Here is an 18,388-nt window from a genome sequence, read left to right on the forward strand (position 1 = left end):
ACACCCGCACACTCCCAGCCGCTGGCCCAGAACACCACGACGAAGGACACCATCCCCCGACCTCACACCGAACACCGGTCAAACGCTACGCCCGGATGCCCGAGCCCACCGGTCTACGTATCGCACCGGCCTACCGGCCCACCTGCGTCGGCTCCTATCGCGAAGACCTGCGCAGGCGCCGGACGAAGGGGCCAGACGTCCCTGTCCGTCGCCTTGTCTATGAGGGCCAAGGAACTCGGTTACAACGGCAGCCTCAACGACCTACATCAATACCTCAACCAGGGCCGCGCCGACGGCGCTCTCCGATCCGGAGAACCTGCCCCCGAAGGACACCACCCTGCAGGAGGCGTGCACCCGCAGCCTCGGGCTGCAAAGCCAGGCCGCGGGTGCGTAAGCATGTTGTCGTTCCGTGGGTTGCGGTCGCTGGTGGCCCACCTCGTGGACCACTCCAGTTATCGCAGCCCACCGCTGCTCCTGACTGATGGGGCTGCTGGCCGCGGGAGCCGTTACCGGAATCGGACCGCTGGTCCGTCCCGTGGTCCGCAATGCGAGGTCAGGATCTGATGAGTGGAACAGTGTGCCGCTCAAGCCCAAGATCGCTCCGTACTCGGCGATCCGCCGTGACGCGAGGCACGGGGGATCGTGCGCGAATACGGAAGCACGGCGTCGCCTACAAGACGTGTGTTGGACTCTCTGCGTGGACTGGATGCAAATCTTGCGGTGTCGCGGGGATCTCGTGCATGGCTCGACGCGTCTCCGCATAGCGGGGGTCAAAGACGAACCGTCGGACGAGGAAGCCCTCTGCAGCAGCGACACCAGCCTGGAAGCCACGCAGAGTCATCAGCGACGCTACGACCTGCGGGTCGACCTTCTTACTCCCACGCGTTGGCGTTGATGGTCTGAACTGGCCCCACTTTCCCGGCCCGATCTGGACCCACTTTGTGGGGTGGTGCGGTGATGGTTCCGGCTTGAGGTGGCCCCGGCTTTTGCTCTGCTGCGGCCCCACCGGCTGTGCTGAGCCTGGCTGTAGGCGAGAATGTCAGGCGTGACGACTTGAAGAGCACCAGCCAGCCAGCCGCGTTGGCGCAAGGTCGGGACCTGGGACACGGTCGCCGACGGGGACCATCGGATCTGTGCCGCCTGCGAAACGCCCGTCCGCTCATACCAGTACCGCTTCTATCCGCCCGAGTCCTCCATGTTCGAGCGGTGCATCGGCCTCGCTTGGTGCTCGAGTTGTCGGATCTACTCCGGCAACATGGTGCACGTTTCGCGAAACCAGGTCCTGGTCGACGCCCTCGCCTCGCTGCCTCGCGACCAACGCGAGCGGCTTGCACATTCGGAAACACGGCTGATCGATTTCCTGGACCGCCAGGCCCGGGGCAGCAGGGGTTAGATCTACCGGTCGGCTGCCCTTGGGGCTACCCCTTGGTCTGCTGCTGCTTGGCCCTGGTCTGTGCGAGCCGGTAGGACTCGGTGCCGGTCTCGATGATCGTGCCGTTGAAGGTGAGCCGATCGACAATGGCTGCGCAGAGCCTGGGATCGGTGAACGTTCGGGTCCAGCCTCCGAAAGACTCGTTCGAGGCGATGGCCACGCTGCTCTTTTCCTCCCGCTCGGTGAGAACTTGGAAGAGCATCTCGGCGCCGCGTCGGTCGAGTTCGAGGTAGCCGAGTTCATCGATGCAGAGCAGGTCGACGCGTCCGTAGCGGGCGATGGTCTTCGTGAGCTGCTTTTCATCGGCAGCCTCGACGAGTTCGTTCACGAGTTTGGCGGCGAGCGCATAGCGAACCCGGAAGCCGGCCATCGCCGCGGCCGTGCCGAGGCCAATCAGCAGGTGGGACTTGCCGGTTCCGGAGTCGCCGATGAGGCAGAGCGGCTCTCCCTTCTTGACCCATTCGCAGGTGGCCAGGTTGTTGATCACGGCGGGGGTGACGTTGGGATTGGCCTCGTAGTCGAAGTCCGACAGCCACTTTTGGCGTGGGAACCCCGCCGTGCGAATACGTCGCTCGGAGCGACGTCGGTCACGGTCCTCGCACTCGGCGATGAGGAGTTCGGCGAGGAACCCCCGGTAGGACAGGTGCTCGCGTTCTGCGCGGGCGACGGTGTCATGGAACTGGGCCCGCATCGTCGGCAAACGCAGCACGCGACAGGCTGTGTCGATCGCGGCGTCCGAGGCGGGTTCGGTCAGGGTGTGGTGCGGGCCGCTCATGGCGATTCCTTCCTCGGACGGTTCAGCAGCTGGTCCCAGTTACCCAGAGCGGGCAGGGGACGGTGGTCCGCTGGCAAGCGGACGGTGCGGTGTGCGGTCAGGCTGGTGACCTGGGGATCGGTTGCCTCCGGCAGGGCCGGCAAGGCAACGTTGCTGGTGACAGTCGGCGACCGGCCGTCGGCCTGGGCGGCCTTGCGTGCTTCGAGCGCGACCATGTCGGCGGTGCAGGCGCCCACCGCCAGTGCGGCCTGGATCCCGGCGACGACGTCGCGATGTTCCAGATGCCGACGCAGCAGCAGAACACGGACCAGTTCGGTGGTGCCGTCAGTGTCGCCTTGCGTGGTCTTCGCCGCCGCCCAGAATGCCTCGTGTGTCGCGGTGAAAGTACCCAGGCCGCGGGCCTGGTCCAGTGCCTCGGAGCCGGCCCGCGCACCAGGCTTGGCCAGCAGGACCTCGAGGAAGTGGTCGAGCACGATGCGTTCGGCACCCTTGACGGTCAACCGTGGATGGCGGGCGATCTCGGCCCGGCCGTGGAAGACGACCAGCTCATCGGAGCGGAGCATGACGCGGACGGTGCGGCCGATGAACCGGGCCTGAACCGAATATCGGCAGACCCGGACAGCGATCATGCCGCAGCGGTCGACCCGCGGCGTGAAGACGATTCCGGTCTCGAACGGCTCCTCCGGAAGCGGCAGCAGCAGGGGTGCCTCGCTGGCGAAGTCCTGTCCGATGGTGCGGATCCGCATACCGATCCGACGATCCTCCTCGATCCGCTCGAACTCCGAGAAGGCCGCATTCAGATCGTCCAGCGAATCCACCCGTGGCACCGGGGTGAGATAGTTGCGGCGGAAGTATCCGACCTGCCCCTCGACACCGCCCTTCTCATGAGCCCCACGCAGTCCAGGTTCGCAGTAGAAGGGCACGAAGGCGAAGTGCCGCCTGAAGCCGGCCCACTTGGGGTGCTCTTCACGCGACCTGCTCTTATGGATCACCCGGGAGACCGCAGGAGACCGGTTGTCGTAGCGGATCTGGCCGCCCGGGACACCACCCAGGGTCCGAAACGCGTGAACGTGGCCGTCCAGGAAGGCTTCCTGACCGCACGAGGTCGTGATCCGGTGCACCGCCTTGCCCGAGTAGGCCAGGCGGAAGGCGAATACGTAACACTTCGTGCGCTGATCAGCCAGGTCCACCCATGCCTCGCCGAAGTCGACCTCTGCGTCCATGCCCGGTCGGTTGTGCCGGATCACGAACCCGGCAGCAGGCGTGGCTCGTGCGGCCTCGGCCATCTCTCGGCGACGGCGCGACACGTAGTCCCACACGGTTGAGTAGGCGAATTCCGCGCCGAGTTCCCGCTGCAGCCGGGTCAGGATCCGCTTGACCGTGTGCCGCTGCTTCGGGGGCGCCTCCATGTCTTGCAGGAGCCACTCGTCGATCGTCTTCTTGAACGGCTCCAGCCGCGGTGATCTCCGCTCCGGCGTCTTGCGCGGCTTCGGCGACGGCGACGTCAACGCCTCCCGCACCAGCCGCCGGTGGACCCCGAACTTACGCGCCAGCGCCCTGATCGACAGGCCGTTCTGCCACGAATCACGACGGATACGCAGGAACAGCTCGCCTTCGAAAGATCCACCCGGCCTCGCCCCCTCACCGCGGCCCGAAAGTGGAGCCACTACCAGCCGATAGAGCCACACGCGTCTGCGAGTCGTGCGCCTTGACAGCATCGACCTTAGTCTGAGCGCAGCCCGAGACGTCGGCGTACAGGTGCGGCACGAAGTTGATTGATGAGGGGCTCTCAAAGTAGAGGACCGTGTCGATGTGTCGGCTCGCCGAGGTGACCGCGCGAGAAACGGCGCGGTGGTCCTGATGGGAGTCTTCCGGGGCAGGTGTGTAGACGATGGTTGCGTTGATCTCGTTGAGCACGGACTCGACAACTGCGACCGTTTCATAACCCTCGTCGATACGCCCAGCACGCAGATTTCCCCAGCGGAGTTCAGCACCGATTACGTGAGCCGCCGCCAGCTGCTCGTCACGGCGCGCGTCTATGCTTCCCGGGCCGGCGGCTCCGTTGGTCAGCACAAGTAGAACCACCCGGTCCCCAGCCAGCACGTGCGCACGCAGGGTCGCAGCGCACCCGAGTTCGATGTCGTCTGGATGCGCGCCGACCGCCAACACCACCTTGCGTTCATCCGCTGGTTTCGGGGGAGTTGCCTGCGTTGATGCCGTCGATCACGGACTCGGCACGGTCCAACCCCACAACGCGGTGTCCGGCAGCAGACGCTGCTTGTGCCAGGGGAAGCCCGACGTAGCCGAGTCCGATTACGACCAGATCGATCGTGGAATCCGTAATGGGCTGCACAAGTACTTCACTCCATACATGAAGAAGTCCCGCATGCGCCCATGGCGGAGACCTCGCGGACAGTTGCAGGAGTTGTCTGAAAGCCAGTTGGCCGATACCTCAAGGCCAACTGCGGACGTTTGACGAGACCCCGTCGACGCACTCGGCATACCTTCACGCGCCGAGTGCGCCGCTGCGTCAGCTAAAGGCGACAGTCATTGGCCTGTACAGCTCAGGTGGTGTGACTGTCACCCATAGCTTGTTCCATTAAATTCGGGGCATGCCGAATTTAATGAGAGGAACGCATCGCTACTTGATGGTGACCGTTGCGATTTCTGCACTGTCGGCGAGCTTGCCTTCGAGTACCTCGTTGATCTCCTCGTGCGTGGCACCCGGTGCGATGGAGGAGCTGCCGGCAGTCGCCAGATGGAGGCTCTTGCCCTTCGCGTCGCGGTAGACGATCTTTACGACGGCAGACTTCTTCGCCTTGGTCGTGTTCGTGATGGTCACCGTGGAGCCGTAGCCGAACTCGCGCTGTTCAGGCTTGGAAACCAGAACCTTCGTCCTGGACCGTGCTGGATCCACCCTTCGGCTCCTTGGGGGCCACCGTCGCGGACTCGCTTGACTGGGAGGCCGAGGCATTCGCACCGCTGTCACTGCTGCAGGCTGCAACAGACAGAGAGAGGGCGGCTGCGGCGATGGCGGCGGAGGCGAACTTGAACGAGGGGCGGAGCATTAGGAGTTCCTGGATGTCGATGGCGCTTGGCTACTCCAGGCGGAGCGGGTTGCATCCTCTGCTGTGCGATCGTTAGTGGACAGATCGGCAACGAAAGGTGACTCTGTCCTGGCTGATCAACGGGGCGGTGTGGTGCTCATGGTCAGAAGTGGGCACCAAGGCCGGCGCTGACGATCGCTGGAGGCCTTGGACCCGCGGGCTATGTGGTGAGGAGACATTGGGACTCAACATGCCTCAGGGAGGCGGGGAGTTGGGTGTGGCCTGGGCCGGCTGTAGGGACATCACCAGGCCACTGATCCCGCCGTCGAGGCGTAGGGCCGTGGGACTCGGGACGCCCCTGATGAGACGCCGTTCGCCGCCGCCTCAAAGATCCGAGTCTCGCGGACCGGGCAATGCGGGGTTCCAACATGCCCGTCCTGCCAGACGCGAACACGAGGGTCCTCACCTGAGGAGGCCAGTTCAGCTGCGGGAACCCCGGGCGGTGTCAGCCGTTCTTGGCGACAGCGGCAGATTGGCCTGCAGCAGGAATCCACCTCTTGGCAAGGGAGAGGCGTCGAGGGTGCCTCCGTATGCCTGCACGCGGGCGCGCAGTCCGCTGAGGCCGGCCCGGCCGCTGCCCAGCGAGAGCCCCTCGTCACGTGGCCGGCCGTTCTCAATGGCCAGCGCGACGTGGCGCGGGTGGAAGGCCAGACGGATGGAGATCGGCGCTCCTGGCGCATGCTTGACCGCGTTAGTGAGGCCTTCCTGACCTGTGCGGTAGAGCAGGCTTTGGGTCTCTCTGGAGAGAGGCACCGGAGTGCCCACGACGGAACAGTTGGCCTCGACTCCGACGGCCGTCATGTTGCGGGCAAGTGAGTTGATGAAGGATGCGTAGCCCGCTTCCGGGAGACGCGAAGGGAGGCCACCGTCCCTGGGGTGGCTGCGCAGCATGTCGAGGATCTCTCGTAGCTCAGCCATGACAGTGCGGGCGGTCTCCTCGACGATCTCTGCTCCCTGCCGCACCTTCTCAGGATTGCCGGCGTTCACCTTGATCGCTGCTGCTTGGAGTGACACCACGGCGATGCTGTGTCCGATGCCGTCGTGCATGTCGAACGCGATCCTCGTGCGCTCCTCGAGCACGGCGAACTGGGCCGCCTGGTCTACAGAGCCGCGCACTCGCTGGATCTGATTGGTGGCGATCCTGTTGAGTTGCTCCTGGCGGCGAAGCACAGCCCCGACCAATGCCGGAATCAAGACGTCGCTTACACCGTGGTATAGCACTTCGCTGGAAACGATGGACATGCCCACGAGCGGGCGGGTGAGGAAGTATCCAGCCACAAGAGTCGTGAGTGCAGCAACTCGATGCCACAGGCCGTAGCGGGCTAGCGCCCAACTGTTGAAGATCAGCAAGGTCGTGTCATTGCTGACGAGTGATGCGACGATGCCCGCGAGTGCCGCCAATTCGGGAAGTCGTCGGCGAATCAGCATGGTGAGGCTGCATGCTGCACCCAGCGCCATCGAAAGGGCGTAGCCCATCACGAGCCCACTGGCGTAGGAGCTTTGGACCGCCAGCAGAGTCAGAGCCATCGACAGCAGCGCGGCGCCGATGTCGATGAGCCTGGGATCGCCACCGCGCAGGGAATCCAACGGCGATATCACCAGGGGTTTACGCATGGCAGAGGCGTTCACGAGAGGCTCGTGAGAGTTGGCTTGTTGCTTCGCGGGCATGGTTACTCTCAGGGAGGAATGGTGACCGCCCCCAGGATAGGATCCCCGCCTTCCCAACGCGTCTCCAGAAAGTTGACACCTGAGGGGAACGACGTCGGTGCCTCATAGCTGACCGAAGGAGGACGTGCCCTGATCCGTGAGGTGGGTGGGGGTATCCGGCCACGTCACGCCCGGTCGGCATCGCGGAGCATGCCACCCTCGTACGCGAGAATTGCCGCCTGCGTCCGATTGTCAAGTCGAAGCCGGGTCAGGATGCGCGATACATAGGTCTTCACGCTGGCGAGCGAGAGATGCAGCTCTTCGGCAATTTGCTGGTTGGTGTGTCCCGAGCCGATCAACGCGAGCACATCGCGTTCGCTGTCAGTGAGTGACTCGAGCTTGGCGTGGAGACCGGAGTGACCCACGGGAAGTCGCCTGCCTGCCCGGTGGACGAGTTTGGCCAAGATCTCGTGTGACATGGCAGTTCCGCCGGACGCCACTGCGCGTATTGCGGACAGCAGCTCTTCGGTACGCAGATCCTTGAGGAGGAAGCCGGAGGCGCCGGCGGCCAGTGCGTCCACCACCAAGGTGTCCGTATTGAAGGTCGTGAGCACGAGCACCGCCGGAGGCTCAGGGAAACGTAGCAACTGCAGTGTCGCCTCCACACCACCGATCATGGGCATGTGGAGATCCATAATGACAACGTGCGGACAAAACTCGCGTGCGGTACTCACTGCTTCGGCGCCGTCAGGCGCTTCCGCCACTACCTGCATGTCGACCGTGGCGTCGATCACGGATCGCAGTCCGGAGCGGATGAGTGGTTGATCATCCACGATCATGACGCGGATCGTCACCGGTCGTTCCTCCATTGGTCCTTCCCCACTCCTGCTGGGTGGTGCGTAGATGCTCGCTGCTCTTGGTGCCGTTGCGCCGAACTGGGCGATCGGGGATTCACCCTTCCGCAAGAAGCATGGATAGCTCTCGATCGAAGTCGATCGCCTCTTGCCCCCTTGTTACCAGCCGGTATGTGCGAGACAGGAACTGGTTGACGTCTGCGCTGCGGAACACGAGCGTGGCCTCAACGTCGTGGGAGAAATCGACTGCACCGCGTATCCGTATTCGGAGCTGCTGGTGATGACCTCGTCCGGTCGCCCATACATGGACGTCGCCGTCACCTGCGGGGTATCGCACTCCCTGACTCAACAGGTCGCGAGCGAATCGCCACGTGATATCACCCATTTCGCCGGCACGGAGAAGGACGGAGACGGCGAAGGGGTCATCGGTGGAGTAGAGCAGGGTGGCAGCGAGTGGGAGTGCAGGCCCGGCCTCCGTCAGAACGCTGATCTCGCAATCCTCGGTGATCACGAACGGCATGATTCCTTCCCGAAATGCGTGGTCCATCGAGCGTGCATCTTTGAAAGGGAGGGGATGGGTGCCGCCCCATGATGCGGTCCGCGCAATGCTCGTGGTTGGTGTAGGTATGGTCGGGGGCGATGTGTACCGTTTCGGGTGGAGTGCGTCATATGTCCTTTTTCGGTACTCTGTAGGAGTAGGGATATGTGAGCGAGCGGCAGAGCGGATCAGGCCGCATGTCTGCTGGGGAGAGACTTGTTGACCTGCTGCAAGTACTGGTAGTTGCCCACGCATCCGGTGCACTGGGCGAGGTGTCTGTGGATGATCGGCCCGTAACGGTTGGTTGCACGTCCGCGCATGGCATGGACCATGCGGTCGAGCATGGCGGCGCACCGAGGGGACGTAGCGAGGGCGTGGCGCCGCAGAAAGGCTGCGCGCAGCGCTTCCTTGGCTCGATAGAGAAGGGAGGAGGCGGACGCCGGCGAGATTCCGAGTCGGCCGGCTATCTGTGATGCTGGCAACTCCTCGACGAGGGACAGCCGCAGCGCAGACTGCCATGGGTCGGGCAGGGAATCGATGGCCTCCGCGGCCATTGACCATTCGAAGGCCGCCGACATGGTGTCCTCGTCATAGACCGGCTTGTCGCATACTTCGGGCACAGGCTCTTCGCGGTCACGCTGCTTGGAACGGCGGGCTGCGGCACGGCGCACGGAAACGTGCAGATATGCTGCGACGTTTCGGTCGGGGCCGCCGCCAGACCGCAATGCCTGCAGCATGGCAAGCATCGCATCCGCCACGGCGTCTTCAGTGTCGGACGCGCATCCTCGGGTGTACTGGGCAGCACAGTGGTACGTGGAGCGGCGGTGACGCAGCCACAGCCACGCGAAGGCACTCGGGTCGCCTTCGCGCACGCGAAGGCAAAGCTGCTCATCGGTGAGATTCACGGATTCCGCGGCCATGGCCGGGGGCAGGGGGAGAACAGTCATGATGCCCACGCCTCTTGAGTTATCGGCACATTGGGCCGCTGATGCAGCCCCACTCACCATGGCTCGCCGGCGGGCACCTCATGCTCGCCTAAGGTATAGACCTTGTGTCCGAAGGGTGAAGGCATATCTCCTTTCGATGTTGCGGGTGCGGGAAGACCGAGTACGCGATCCGCATGTAGGTCGCAGGATGGACTATCTGGCGCGCGGTGCGAATTAGGGTGTGACGCCGTGGTCTGCCAAGTAGGCAACAGGATCTACGTGTGCGTTGTAGCTGTTGGTGATGCGGGCCTCGAAGTGCAGGTGTGGGCCCGTGGAGTTACCTGTATTGCCGGACAACCCGACGACCGTGCCGCCGTCTACCGATTGGCCGGCGGAAACCTCGGTGCTGCTGAGATGCGCGTAGAGCGTGAAACTCCCATCGACCATTTCGATCACCACGGCGTTGCCGTATGCACCGTCCCAGCCGGCTGACACCACAGCACCGGGGCCGACAGACCTGACGGGGGTACCGCTCGGTGCGGGGAAGTCGATACCTGTGTGGAATCCGGCAGCCCAACTGCCCGGCTGGCGGTACTGGGTAGTGACTGACATGCCTTCGACCGGTGTGGTCCAGCCGGCTTTGGAGGCCTTTGGCGCGCAATCTTCGGCCGCCTTGGCAGATTGGCGCAGGGGAGTCTGCTGATCCAGCAGCGGCGTCGGGGGCGTGCGGAAGTACAAGATTCGACCAGCGGAGAGTTCCTCGTAGGGGAGGACGCTGTTGATCTCCGTGAGCTCCTGAACAGAGATACCCCAGCGATCAGCGAAAGTCAGCGGAATGTCTCCGCGCAGCGCAACAGCGTGATACCGCGCGCCCTTTGGTGCCTTCGAGCGGGAGGGTGTTCCCTCGACGGTAGTTTCGGCACTGCGGTTCGCGACGCATGACTCCTGGGCCAGACCGGCTCCGACTGAGCATGTGGGCCATGCGCCAGGCCCCTGTTCGTCCAACACCTTCTCGGCGATTGCGATCTGTTGCTGCTTGGTCGCAAGGTCGGCGCGGGGAGCATGCTGGGCGCCGCCAAATGCCTCCCATGTGCTCTGGGAGAACTGCAGGCCCCCGTAGTAGCCATTGCCGGAGTTGATCGACCAGTTACCGGTCGATTCGCACTGCGCGACCGTGTCCCACGACTCCGCTGACGCTGCGCCCGCTGACGGCGCGAACGCCAATGTCAGCGTTGCCGCGGCGAGTGAGGTCGCGAGCACTCCTGTAACTCGGGAAGGGGTCCGGTGAAGAGGAGACTTGAGGTGCGGTACCACTGCAAAGATTCCTTGTAACTAGGCGCGCAGCGTCCACCCCATGGTGGTTGGGAGCGGGTACGCAGTGAGTGTCGGGTCCGTCGCGCGCTGAAGAGCGTCGTATGAGCAGTGGCGCGCTTGTCGATGGCTAAATCGTGCCGGGTGCGCATGGGCGCCTGTGTGCACGAAAGGTGATGGTTGGCGTGCATAGTGCGACCCCCTTCCTTGGTAGCCGAGGCCGGAGCGGGTCGGGTATATCTCGTGATGGAGTCGCCACTCAGGTTGACCTCACGCAATCTGTGAAGAAGGTTCGATAAGGGACCAAAGTCCCGATCGTTCGGGACCTTCGGCGCCACGACTCTGGTGCGCTGCCTGTGAGAATCACGCCTATCGCCACAGTTCCTCAGACGCATCGTCAAATCGTGACTCAGCCAGTCCATTGAGATTTGGCCCAGACGGTCGAGCGTGTCTGAGTTGTGAATTCGCACCTACATGGGGACAGCCATGAGTTTGCTTGCATTCGAGGACTTCGTCCCTGCTCACGACTGCGCCTGCGCCGGCTGTACGCAGCGTCGCCGCTCCGCGCTGCGCTCGTTACCTGCGTCGGAGTCCCACGGTTGTCGGCGCACGTTCGTGGCAGCTGCCGCTGTCGGGGTGGTGGTCAGCGGCAGCGGACTCGCGTTCGCCGATACGCCACGAGAAAGCTCAGTGGTTGCGGAAGGTGTTGCAATACGCGGGGATACTCCTCAGGGAGTGCCAGGCCCACTGCGTGGTGCTGGCCCGCAGACTGCTCCAGATGACAGCCGGTCCACTCCCAAGCCCATCACCCGCGGCCAGATCATCGAACGCGCGAAGCGCTGGGTGGGTGCCAAAGTCCCCTACAGCATGAGCGGCTACTGGTCGGACGGCTACCGGCGTGACTGCTCCGGGTTCGTCTCCATGGCCTGGAACCTCGGCAGCAATCAGTGGACGGGCAGCCTCGCCCAGTACGGCGAGCGAATCAAGAAGTCCGATCTCCAGCCGGGTGACATGCTGTTGTTTCACAATCCTGGCAACCCGGGTGCGGGTTCGCACGTCACGATCTTCGGTGGCTGGGCGGACGCCGGCAAGACGCGGTATGTCGCTTACGAGCAGACGAGACCGAACACCCTCAAGCGGACCACGCCGTACGCCTACTGGCACAACTCTGAGCGCTACGTCGCATACCGGCCCAAGCATCTGGCTTCTGCGGGCGGCGGTGACGAGTCCTCTGACTCCTTCCCGGGCGCCGGCTCGTTTGGCCCGGGGAGCGACAACAAGTACGTCACCAAGCTGGGGAAGATGCTCATCGCGCGGGGTGCGGGCAAGTACTACACCGCTGGCCCCGGACCGCGTTGGAGCACTGCCGATCGCCGTGCGACTCAAGCCTTTCAACGAGCTCAGGGTTGGACAGGCAGCGCGGCAGACGGAGTGCCGGGGCCGGTCACCTGGGACTACCTGATGACCGGCAAGGGCAGCGACATCGGCTCCGCTCCCGGTGGAGACACGGGTAGTAGCGGTACAGGCTCGTCGTTCCCGGGAGCTGGGAAGTTCCGCCCCGGACAATCCAATGCCTACGTGGAGATGCTGGGCAGGCAACTGGTGAAGAAGGGCTTTGGAAAACACTTCTCTCAAGGCCCTGGGCCACGTTGGACGGAGAGCGACCGCCGCAATGTCGAGGCTTTCCAAAGGGCACAAGGCTGGCGAGGTAGCGCCGCGGACGGCTATCCAGGGCCGGAGACTTGGCGGCGAGTGTTCGCATGAACAACGCCAACTCGCCCCAGACTCCCGCGGGTCCGAGCGGGCCGACGGCTACCCCGCAGCGCATCACATGGGGAAGCAACGGTCTTCCGGCAGACTTACGTCCTGCCCGCCCCTCGCCCTCAAGCGATGGGTGTGAACGGAACGATGGCGCTGAGCCGTCGCCGATCAATACGCAGGAGCATGCCGACGACGTCGCATCATGTGACTATCCGGCGGCCTCGACTGCAACTGGTCGGGGCAAGACGCTGCGTGTACAGCAAGGAGGTGTGGTCGCCAATCCCATGGTTGTTCCTCGCCTATCAGGATTCGCCATCGCCGCGGGCTTATCAGCTCAGACTCCAGGATCGGCAGGGAGCTCACCGCATACGCCGCCCCTGACACCGGCGCGTACTCCGGGGCCAGCCCGGTCGCAGCGCGGTGGCCGCGAACCAGCATCGACTGTTTCAACCGCCTCCCGCCCTGTGTCGCCCCGCATGCAGCAGTCGAGTCCGCGCTCGGCTCCACCCCTCGAACCCGACCCAAGCATCATCGAGTTCCGTGGGCCCGGGGTATCTGGCTGGTGGGCGGTGTTCACCGGATTGGTCGCGATCGTCGGCGTCAGTTGGCTCGCATGGCTGACCGGACGGCTGCCCGAGCCGCTGCAGCGGGCTGCCGGACTGTCCGTGCAACGGCCGACGCACATGATGGCTGTTTGGGAGTGGGGAGTGGTCGGAGCCTGGGGCGTGATAGCGATCTTCGCGTTTGGTGGCCTGACTCGAGGCCGGACGGGCAGCGCCTGGGTGCTAACCCTGTTCGGGCAGTATCGCGGCACTGTGCGCAGGACGGGGCTGGTGTGGATCAGTCCGCTCCTGCTGCGCCGCCGCATGGACGTACGTCTGCGGCACTGGCGCAGCGACCCGATGGCGGCGGTCGACGCCCAGGGCTCGGCACTGCGGGTTGTGCTCGTGGTGGTGTGGCGTGTGACAGACACCGCTCGCGCCTTGTTCAGTGTCGACGATCACACCACATACCTGCGCGAGCAGGTCGAGGCGGCGATGGCACGGGTTCTCTCTCAGCTCCCTGCGGATGCGTTCCAGGGCGAGTCTCCGACCCTGCGAGACGCGGAGACCGTTGGTGATCGACTGGCCGAGATTCTTACCGCGGCTTGCCGTCCTGTCGGCATTGCGGTCATCTCCGCGCACCCCACCCACATTGAGTACGCGCCGGAGGTTGCTGCCGCAATGCAGCGCCGACAGATCGCTGCGATCGATGCCAAACACCGAGACAGCGTGCTCACTTCAGTCGTCGACGCCGTGGACGACACCGTTACCCGGCTCAGCGATCGAGGCCTCGTCGAACTCGACGACTACGAACGCAAGGCTCTGGTCAAGGACCTGACCGTGGCCTTCTACACCGCGCGCGGCACCGCTGCAACAGAGCAGAACTGACACTTCATCCCCATTGAGCGCACGGCTCCGGAGAGGCTGCTTCCCTTGCTGACACCGACCTTCACGGAAGAGATACCCAAGTACTGCGCATGCAGTGCATGTGCCGCCGCCGGCTCAGCGCCCACCGAGGAATGCCGCAGCTCGGTCCGGACCGTACGGGCCACACGCGCTCTGACGGTGGCTGCGGTCAGCGCGGCTGTACTCCTCGGCGTCGGAGCGCAGCCGTCGGCCGCCGAGCCTGCGCCCGCGCATGCCGGGTGGGATGGCAGCAAATACTGGTACAAGGACGCCTCAGGATGGTGGCGCTGGACCCAGCACTACGACAAGTACCTGCGACACGCAGGCCATTCGTCCGTAGGTAAGTCTCCAGCTCCTCCGCGCACAGGAGAGCCCACCTTCAACGGCACGGCCGGATGGGATGCCGTTGACCACGTGTACTGGTTCAAGTCCCAGGGGCATTGGTACTGGACGAGCCATCGGTCGACATACGAGCAGCGAACCGGCGGCTCGGTTGCGTCGGCAGGGGGCAAGGCCGCAAGCCGACCGTCGGCTTCGCGTGGCTGGACGGCACCGGTGAGCGGCTATGTGCTGACGGGTCACTATCGCCAGCATGGAAATTGGTCCCGGGGCTACCACACAGGTACCGATTTCGCCGTGCCGACCGGCACCGATGTCCGGTCCGTCGGCCCGGGGCGGGTTATCGCCGCCGACTACAACCGGGCCTTCGGGTACGAGATTGTTGTACGCCATCCCGACGGCCGCTTCTCCCAGTACGCACATCTTTCGCGTATCCAGGTCTCCGTTGGCCAAGCTGTTGGGACGGGTCAGCAAGTCGCTCGCTCTGGCGCCACGGGTAACGTCACGGGCCCGCATCTGCATTTTGAAGTACGTAATTCACCGTACTTCGGCTCGGACATTGACCCTATTACCTACCTTCGGGCGAAGGGCGTCCGTGTCTGAGAGCGGGGATTGCGGCTCGGTACTCGGTGAAGCGAGGCCGACTGATCAACGAAGGGAACTGCAAGAGTCAACTTTCGGCAACGGCTGAGGCCGAAGAAGGCTGCCACATTCGAGGGTGTGTGGCCCCGCGCCGGACAGCGAACGCGTGATACGCGGCTGGATGGCAGTCATGGTTCCGGGCCCCGATCCCCGAAGAGGTTCGTTTCCATGGCCAAGCGTAATGGCCCCCGCGCACCCCGCCATGCCGGTGCCAGGCGTCCGCTCCTCGCGCGACCGCAGAAGATCGGCATCGTCAGCCTAGCCGGCGTCGGCACGGCCGGCCTCTGCCTTGTGGTGCTGCCTGACGAGCGCAGTGCAGTTGTCGCGAGCACTCCTACTCCCCAGCTAGTCAGTGCACAGCGCCTCGCAGCCCCTGACGCGCTCAGGCGTTCGGCCACCGACCTGCGGAGCGCTGCCGATGCGCAGAAGCGCAAGCCGAAAGCCGAAGCCACCCCGTCCAAGGAGGACAAGTCGGCCGCGGCAGAAACCCCGCTGGAGGCTGGCGCGCCGGAACCGCAGGGGAACGAGGGCGAGCTCCTGGCCGGGCCTAGTACCGATGACCTGGATGGCTGGATAACACGCGCGCTTGAGATCATGCAGGACCACGGAATTCCTGGCACCTATGAAGGAATTCATCGCAATATCATGCGCGAATCCTCTGGGGATCCGAATGCCATCAATGAATGGGACACTAATGCCCAGAACGGCACCCCCTCTATGGGGTTGCTGCAGGTAATTCGGCCCACTTTCGATGCCTATCGAATTCCGGGGACAGTTGACAGTCCATTCGAACCGGTGGCGAATATTGTTGCGGCCTGCAATTATGCGGCGGACAGGTATGGGTCTATCGATAATGTGAATGGGCCGTACTAAGTGATCCAAGGGGTGGTCAAGTAGATCGCCTCTGGCGACTGTGGCAGAACTCCTACGCCGCCAGATCCTTCGTTCGGCGTTTCTCGCAGTCCCTGCTCGCGCGGCAAACCTAATATGCCGAGATGGGCATCAAGGATCGGGTTGTGGCGTGGTGGACCTCCGGCAGGGGACAACGGACTGCAAACTTGCTCTTCCCTGTAGTCCTGGCCGTCTACGCCACGGTCTACGAACTGCTCCACGCTGCCCTGAGCACGCACAATTTCCCCCGCCTGTCCTGGGAGATCTTGACAAGCCTGGTTGCCGCGGCATCGCTGTACTACCGGCGCACCCACGCACTCGTCGCCCTGCTGCTCTCGGTCGTGTGCTGGCTGGTCACCGACTTGCTGGTCTACACCATGGCGGCTTCCTACAGCACAGCTCGCTATCAGCCGCGTGGCTGGCTGCTCGCCCTGGCCGGCGCCGGCGCGATCTATCCATTGGGCATCGTTGACAGTCCACTGTCGTACGACAACGAGCTGATCGACCTGCCTACCTATACCATTCCTGTGTACGCAGTCGTGATGCCCTCGCTGGTCGGCCTCCTCGTGCGGCAATGGCTGATCTCATTCCGCCTCGTGCGTGAGCGCGTCGAGCGCCAAGCTGTCTCGGGGGAACGCATCCGGATCAGCCGGGAGATGCACGACCTCGTCGGGCATCGTCTGAGCTTGTTGATGCTTCACTCCACCGCGCTGCAGGCTGTAGGCGGCGACGATCCGCGCATCAGTCGGCTGAGCTCAATGATCCGCGCGGAGTGCGCCGGTGCTCTCGAAGAACTGCGCAGCCTTGTCGGGCTGCTGCGGCGCGATGACGATGTTGTCCCCGCTACTGTCCATGGCCGCCCCGTGCCGCCCGAAGAATTCTTGGAACGGCACCGGGCGGCCGGCATGTCCATCGTCTATACCGAGGAGGGTGACGCCTCCGAACTGCGACCCGAGGTCGCTCTCGCGGTATCACGCCTGCTGCATGAGGGCCTGAGCAACGCCGTCAAGCACGCACCGGGTGCGGCACTCGATGTGCGTATCACCCGGACTGCGGAGTCTGTGACGGTACGTCTTCACAACCCCCCAGCTAGCAAAGGCATGTCACCTGCACGGGTGCCGGGCGGCGGCCACGGGCTGCGAGGTCTCGCCGAGCGGGTTCATCTGCTCGGCGGGACCTTTTCCGCGCATCACGACGCCAATGGGGACTTCACCATGGTCGCCGAGATTCCGACACAAGGAGTGACTTCATGATCAGAGTGCTGCTGGCCGACGATGAGTCCGTCGTGCGTTTCGGGTTGCGCACGATCCTTGAGGCGGAAGGTGACATGGAGGTGGTGGCTGAGGCGGGCAGTGGTGTCGAGGCGGTCACATTGACCCAAGTGCACACGCCCGAAGTGGTCGTGATGGACGTCAACATGCCGTTGCTCGACGGCATTGGAGCCACCCGGCGGATGATGGACCTGCAGCGACCGCCGAGGGTGCTCATGCTGACGGCCTTCCACTTGGACGAGAAGGTTTTCTCCGCTCTCGACGCGGGTGCGTCCGGATTCCTCTTGAAGGACTTGCAGCCGGGTGATCTGCCGAATGCAGTACGGACCGTCGCGGCCGGCGGGTCCATGCTCGCGCCCACTGTCACCAAGCGCCTGATCAGCCATGTGCTGTCCGGTGCGACCATTCCACGCCACGACGCGTACCAGCAGGTGGGACTCCTGAGCACCCGCGAGGCTGAGGTGCTGGCCCTGCTCGGACACGGGTTGTCGAACGCCGACATCAGCAAGCAGCTTTTCATCGCGGAGGGGTCCGTGAAGACATACGTGTCGCGCATGCTCGTCAAACTGAATCTCGACAACCGTACGCAGCTGGCGATTCTGGCGTTCCGGGCGGGGTTGGTGGATGTGGCGTCCCCTGGGACTGGGGGCTAAGGGCAGTTGGAGTCGTCCTGGATAGCCCAGCAGAAAGGTGCCCCGACTTCAGCAACGGATGCGGCCACAACAATCACATCCTTGCAGGTCATCGGCACCTTTCGCCTGCCGGGCCATCAGATCAGCAAGTTCCGCTGACCACCCGAGGTTGACGAAGCGGATCCGCCGCGCCGAGGCCGAGGAGAACGCCGAGTCTCGCTCGGCGGCCGGTTCGGGGTCCGCGAAAGGTGAATCGGCCGAGCTCGAGCTGACCGCCGGTGCCGAACGCCGCATCCCCCGGCGCGGTCCGGGCTACGACTGCAACGACCGGCCGGCGCACCATGTCTTGCCAGCAATACCCGGCACCGAATCCGACCCTGTGACCTGCACCGCTTGACGATTACATCCGTGCTGCAGATGACCTTGCGGATCTCGACGTCGAAGGACTAGAAGGGCACCATCTCGGTCCAGGCGTCGGACCACAGCTCGATCACGGCCGGATACTTGCCCCTGCTTCTCGGGGAACTCCAGAAACCGCTCAGTCGCGGCGGCCTCGCTCGGTGCGGTGCAGACGGCCTTGAGATCACGTGTGACCTTGCCGCAGACCTGGCGGGAGCTCTAGCGGTACTGTTGCGGATCAGGTAAACGATGCAGGTCTGGACGACGGTTCGGGGCCAGACGGTCTCGACTGTGTCGTGCAGGCCGTCGCAGACGAGCATGAGGACGTCTGCGACTCCCAAGGCCACGGAGTTTAGCGGCGGGACCGTCCGTCAAGAGGGTTGTTTTCCATGCGTCGGCGAGTGTGTATGTCCCG

General features: G+C 64.1%; 17 protein-coding genes and 1 pseudogene. 7 read left to right on the top strand and 11 right to left on the bottom strand.

Annotated elements, in window-relative coordinates; genetic code table 11:
• Positions 1-1,418 precede the first annotated feature (1,418 nt).
• From istB to H9Y04_RS47905, 10 genes are all read right to left on the bottom strand, one after another.
• Positions 1,419-2,207, bottom strand: a complete 789-nt coding sequence (gene istB / locus H9Y04_RS44565; protein ID WP_187819985.1) for an IS21-like element helper ATPase IstB — start codon at positions 2,205-2,207, stop codon at positions 1,419-1,421.
• Positions 2,204-3,874, bottom strand: a complete 1,671-nt coding sequence (gene istA / locus H9Y04_RS44570; protein WP_187819986.1) for an IS21 family transposase — start codon at positions 3,872-3,874, stop codon at positions 2,204-2,206. The genes istB and istA overlap by 4 nt, the downstream gene beginning before the upstream one ends.
• Entirely contained in the window at positions 3,849-4,379 is a 531-nt protein-coding gene (locus tag H9Y04_RS44575; protein WP_187819987.1) for a PIG-L deacetylase family protein, read from the bottom strand. The genes istA and H9Y04_RS44575 overlap by 26 nt, the downstream gene beginning before the upstream one ends.
• A 7-nt stretch (positions 4,380-4,386) precedes the next feature.
• Positions 4,387-4,560 carry an NAD(P)-binding domain-containing protein gene (locus tag H9Y04_RS47900; RefSeq protein WP_308802053.1) on the bottom strand — a complete coding sequence of 58 codons (174 nt, stop codon included), beginning with the start codon at positions 4,558-4,560 and terminating at the stop codon, positions 4,387-4,389.
• A gap of 288 nt (positions 4,561-4,848) precedes the next feature.
• Positions 4,849-5,124: a DUF3124 domain-containing protein gene (locus H9Y04_RS44585; protein WP_187819988.1), complete on the bottom strand. Its 276-nt coding sequence runs from the start codon at positions 5,122-5,124 to the stop codon at positions 4,849-4,851.
• A 610-nt stretch (positions 5,125-5,734) separates the two neighbouring features.
• The gene (locus H9Y04_RS47335) at positions 5,735-6,943 is read right to left on the bottom strand and encodes a sensor histidine kinase (protein WP_187819989.1); all 1,209 of its coding nucleotides are present in this window, start codon (positions 6,941-6,943) and stop codon (positions 5,735-5,737) included.
• A gap of 203 nt (positions 6,944-7,146) precedes the next feature.
• Positions 7,147-7,815, bottom strand: coding sequence for a response regulator (locus tag H9Y04_RS44595; protein WP_187819990.1), 669 nt, complete (start codon positions 7,813-7,815; stop codon positions 7,147-7,149).
• A 97-nt stretch (positions 7,816-7,912) separates the two neighbouring features.
• Complete coding sequence (locus tag H9Y04_RS44600; RefSeq protein WP_187819991.1) at positions 7,913-8,335, bottom strand: SsgA family sporulation/cell division regulator; 423 nt, start codon at positions 8,333-8,335, stop codon at positions 7,913-7,915.
• 206 nt (positions 8,336-8,541) lie between these two features.
• Positions 8,542-9,300 carry an RNA polymerase sigma factor gene (locus H9Y04_RS44605; protein ID WP_236072236.1) on the bottom strand — a complete coding sequence of 253 codons (759 nt, stop codon included), beginning with the start codon at positions 9,298-9,300 and terminating at the stop codon, positions 8,542-8,544.
• A gap of 213 nt (positions 9,301-9,513) precedes the next feature.
• Positions 9,514-10,539, bottom strand: a complete 1,026-nt coding sequence (locus tag H9Y04_RS47905; RefSeq protein WP_214662268.1) for a transglycosylase family protein — start codon at positions 10,537-10,539, stop codon at positions 9,514-9,516.
• A gap of 537 nt (positions 10,540-11,076) precedes the next feature.
• Between H9Y04_RS47905 and H9Y04_RS44615 the strand changes: the two genes are divergently transcribed.
• The 7 genes and pseudogenes from H9Y04_RS44615 to H9Y04_RS44645 all read left to right on the top strand — a co-directional run bounded on the left by H9Y04_RS44615 (position 11,077) and on the right by H9Y04_RS44645 (position 17,971).
• Entirely contained in the window at positions 11,077-12,354 is a 1,278-nt protein-coding gene (locus tag H9Y04_RS44615; protein ID WP_187819994.1) for a peptidoglycan-binding protein, read from the top strand.
• A gap of 737 nt (positions 12,355-13,091) precedes the next feature.
• Positions 13,092-13,781, top strand: a pseudogene (locus H9Y04_RS47350) (SPFH domain-containing protein); the annotation flags it as partial.
• A 177-nt stretch (positions 13,782-13,958) separates the two neighbouring features.
• Positions 13,959-14,741 (top strand): M23 family metallopeptidase, encoded by a 783-nt coding sequence (locus H9Y04_RS48740; RefSeq protein WP_438818226.1) that lies wholly within the window; start codon positions 13,959-13,961, stop codon positions 14,739-14,741.
• Positions 14,742-14,948: 207 nt separating this feature from the next.
• Positions 14,949-15,653 (top strand): transglycosylase SLT domain-containing protein, encoded by a 705-nt coding sequence (locus tag H9Y04_RS44630; protein ID WP_187819996.1) that lies wholly within the window; start codon positions 14,949-14,951, stop codon positions 15,651-15,653.
• A 122-nt stretch (positions 15,654-15,775) separates the two neighbouring features.
• A complete protein-coding gene (locus H9Y04_RS44635; protein ID WP_187819997.1) occupies positions 15,776-16,924 on the top strand; it encodes a sensor histidine kinase in 1,149 nt (382 codons plus the stop codon).
• Positions 16,921-17,595, top strand: a complete 675-nt coding sequence (locus H9Y04_RS44640; protein ID WP_187819998.1) for a response regulator transcription factor — start codon at positions 16,921-16,923, stop codon at positions 17,593-17,595. Before H9Y04_RS44635 ends, H9Y04_RS44640 begins: the two co-directional genes overlap by 4 nt.
• 148 nt (positions 17,596-17,743) lie before the next feature.
• A complete protein-coding gene (locus H9Y04_RS44645) occupies positions 17,744-17,971 on the top strand; it encodes a hypothetical protein (protein WP_187819999.1) in 228 nt (75 codons plus the stop codon).
• A 49-nt stretch (positions 17,972-18,020) separates the two neighbouring features.
• On the opposite strand, the gene H9Y04_RS48530 is transcribed toward H9Y04_RS44645, so the two are convergent.
• Complete coding sequence (locus tag H9Y04_RS48530) at positions 18,021-18,320, bottom strand: transposase (RefSeq protein WP_368858452.1); 300 nt, start codon at positions 18,318-18,320, stop codon at positions 18,021-18,023.
• Positions 18,321-18,388 lie beyond the last annotated feature (68 nt).

This window comes from Streptomyces polyasparticus (assembly GCF_014493765.1).
Classification (GTDB): Bacteria; Actinomycetota; Actinomycetes; order Streptomycetales; family Streptomycetaceae; genus Streptomyces; species Streptomyces polyasparticus.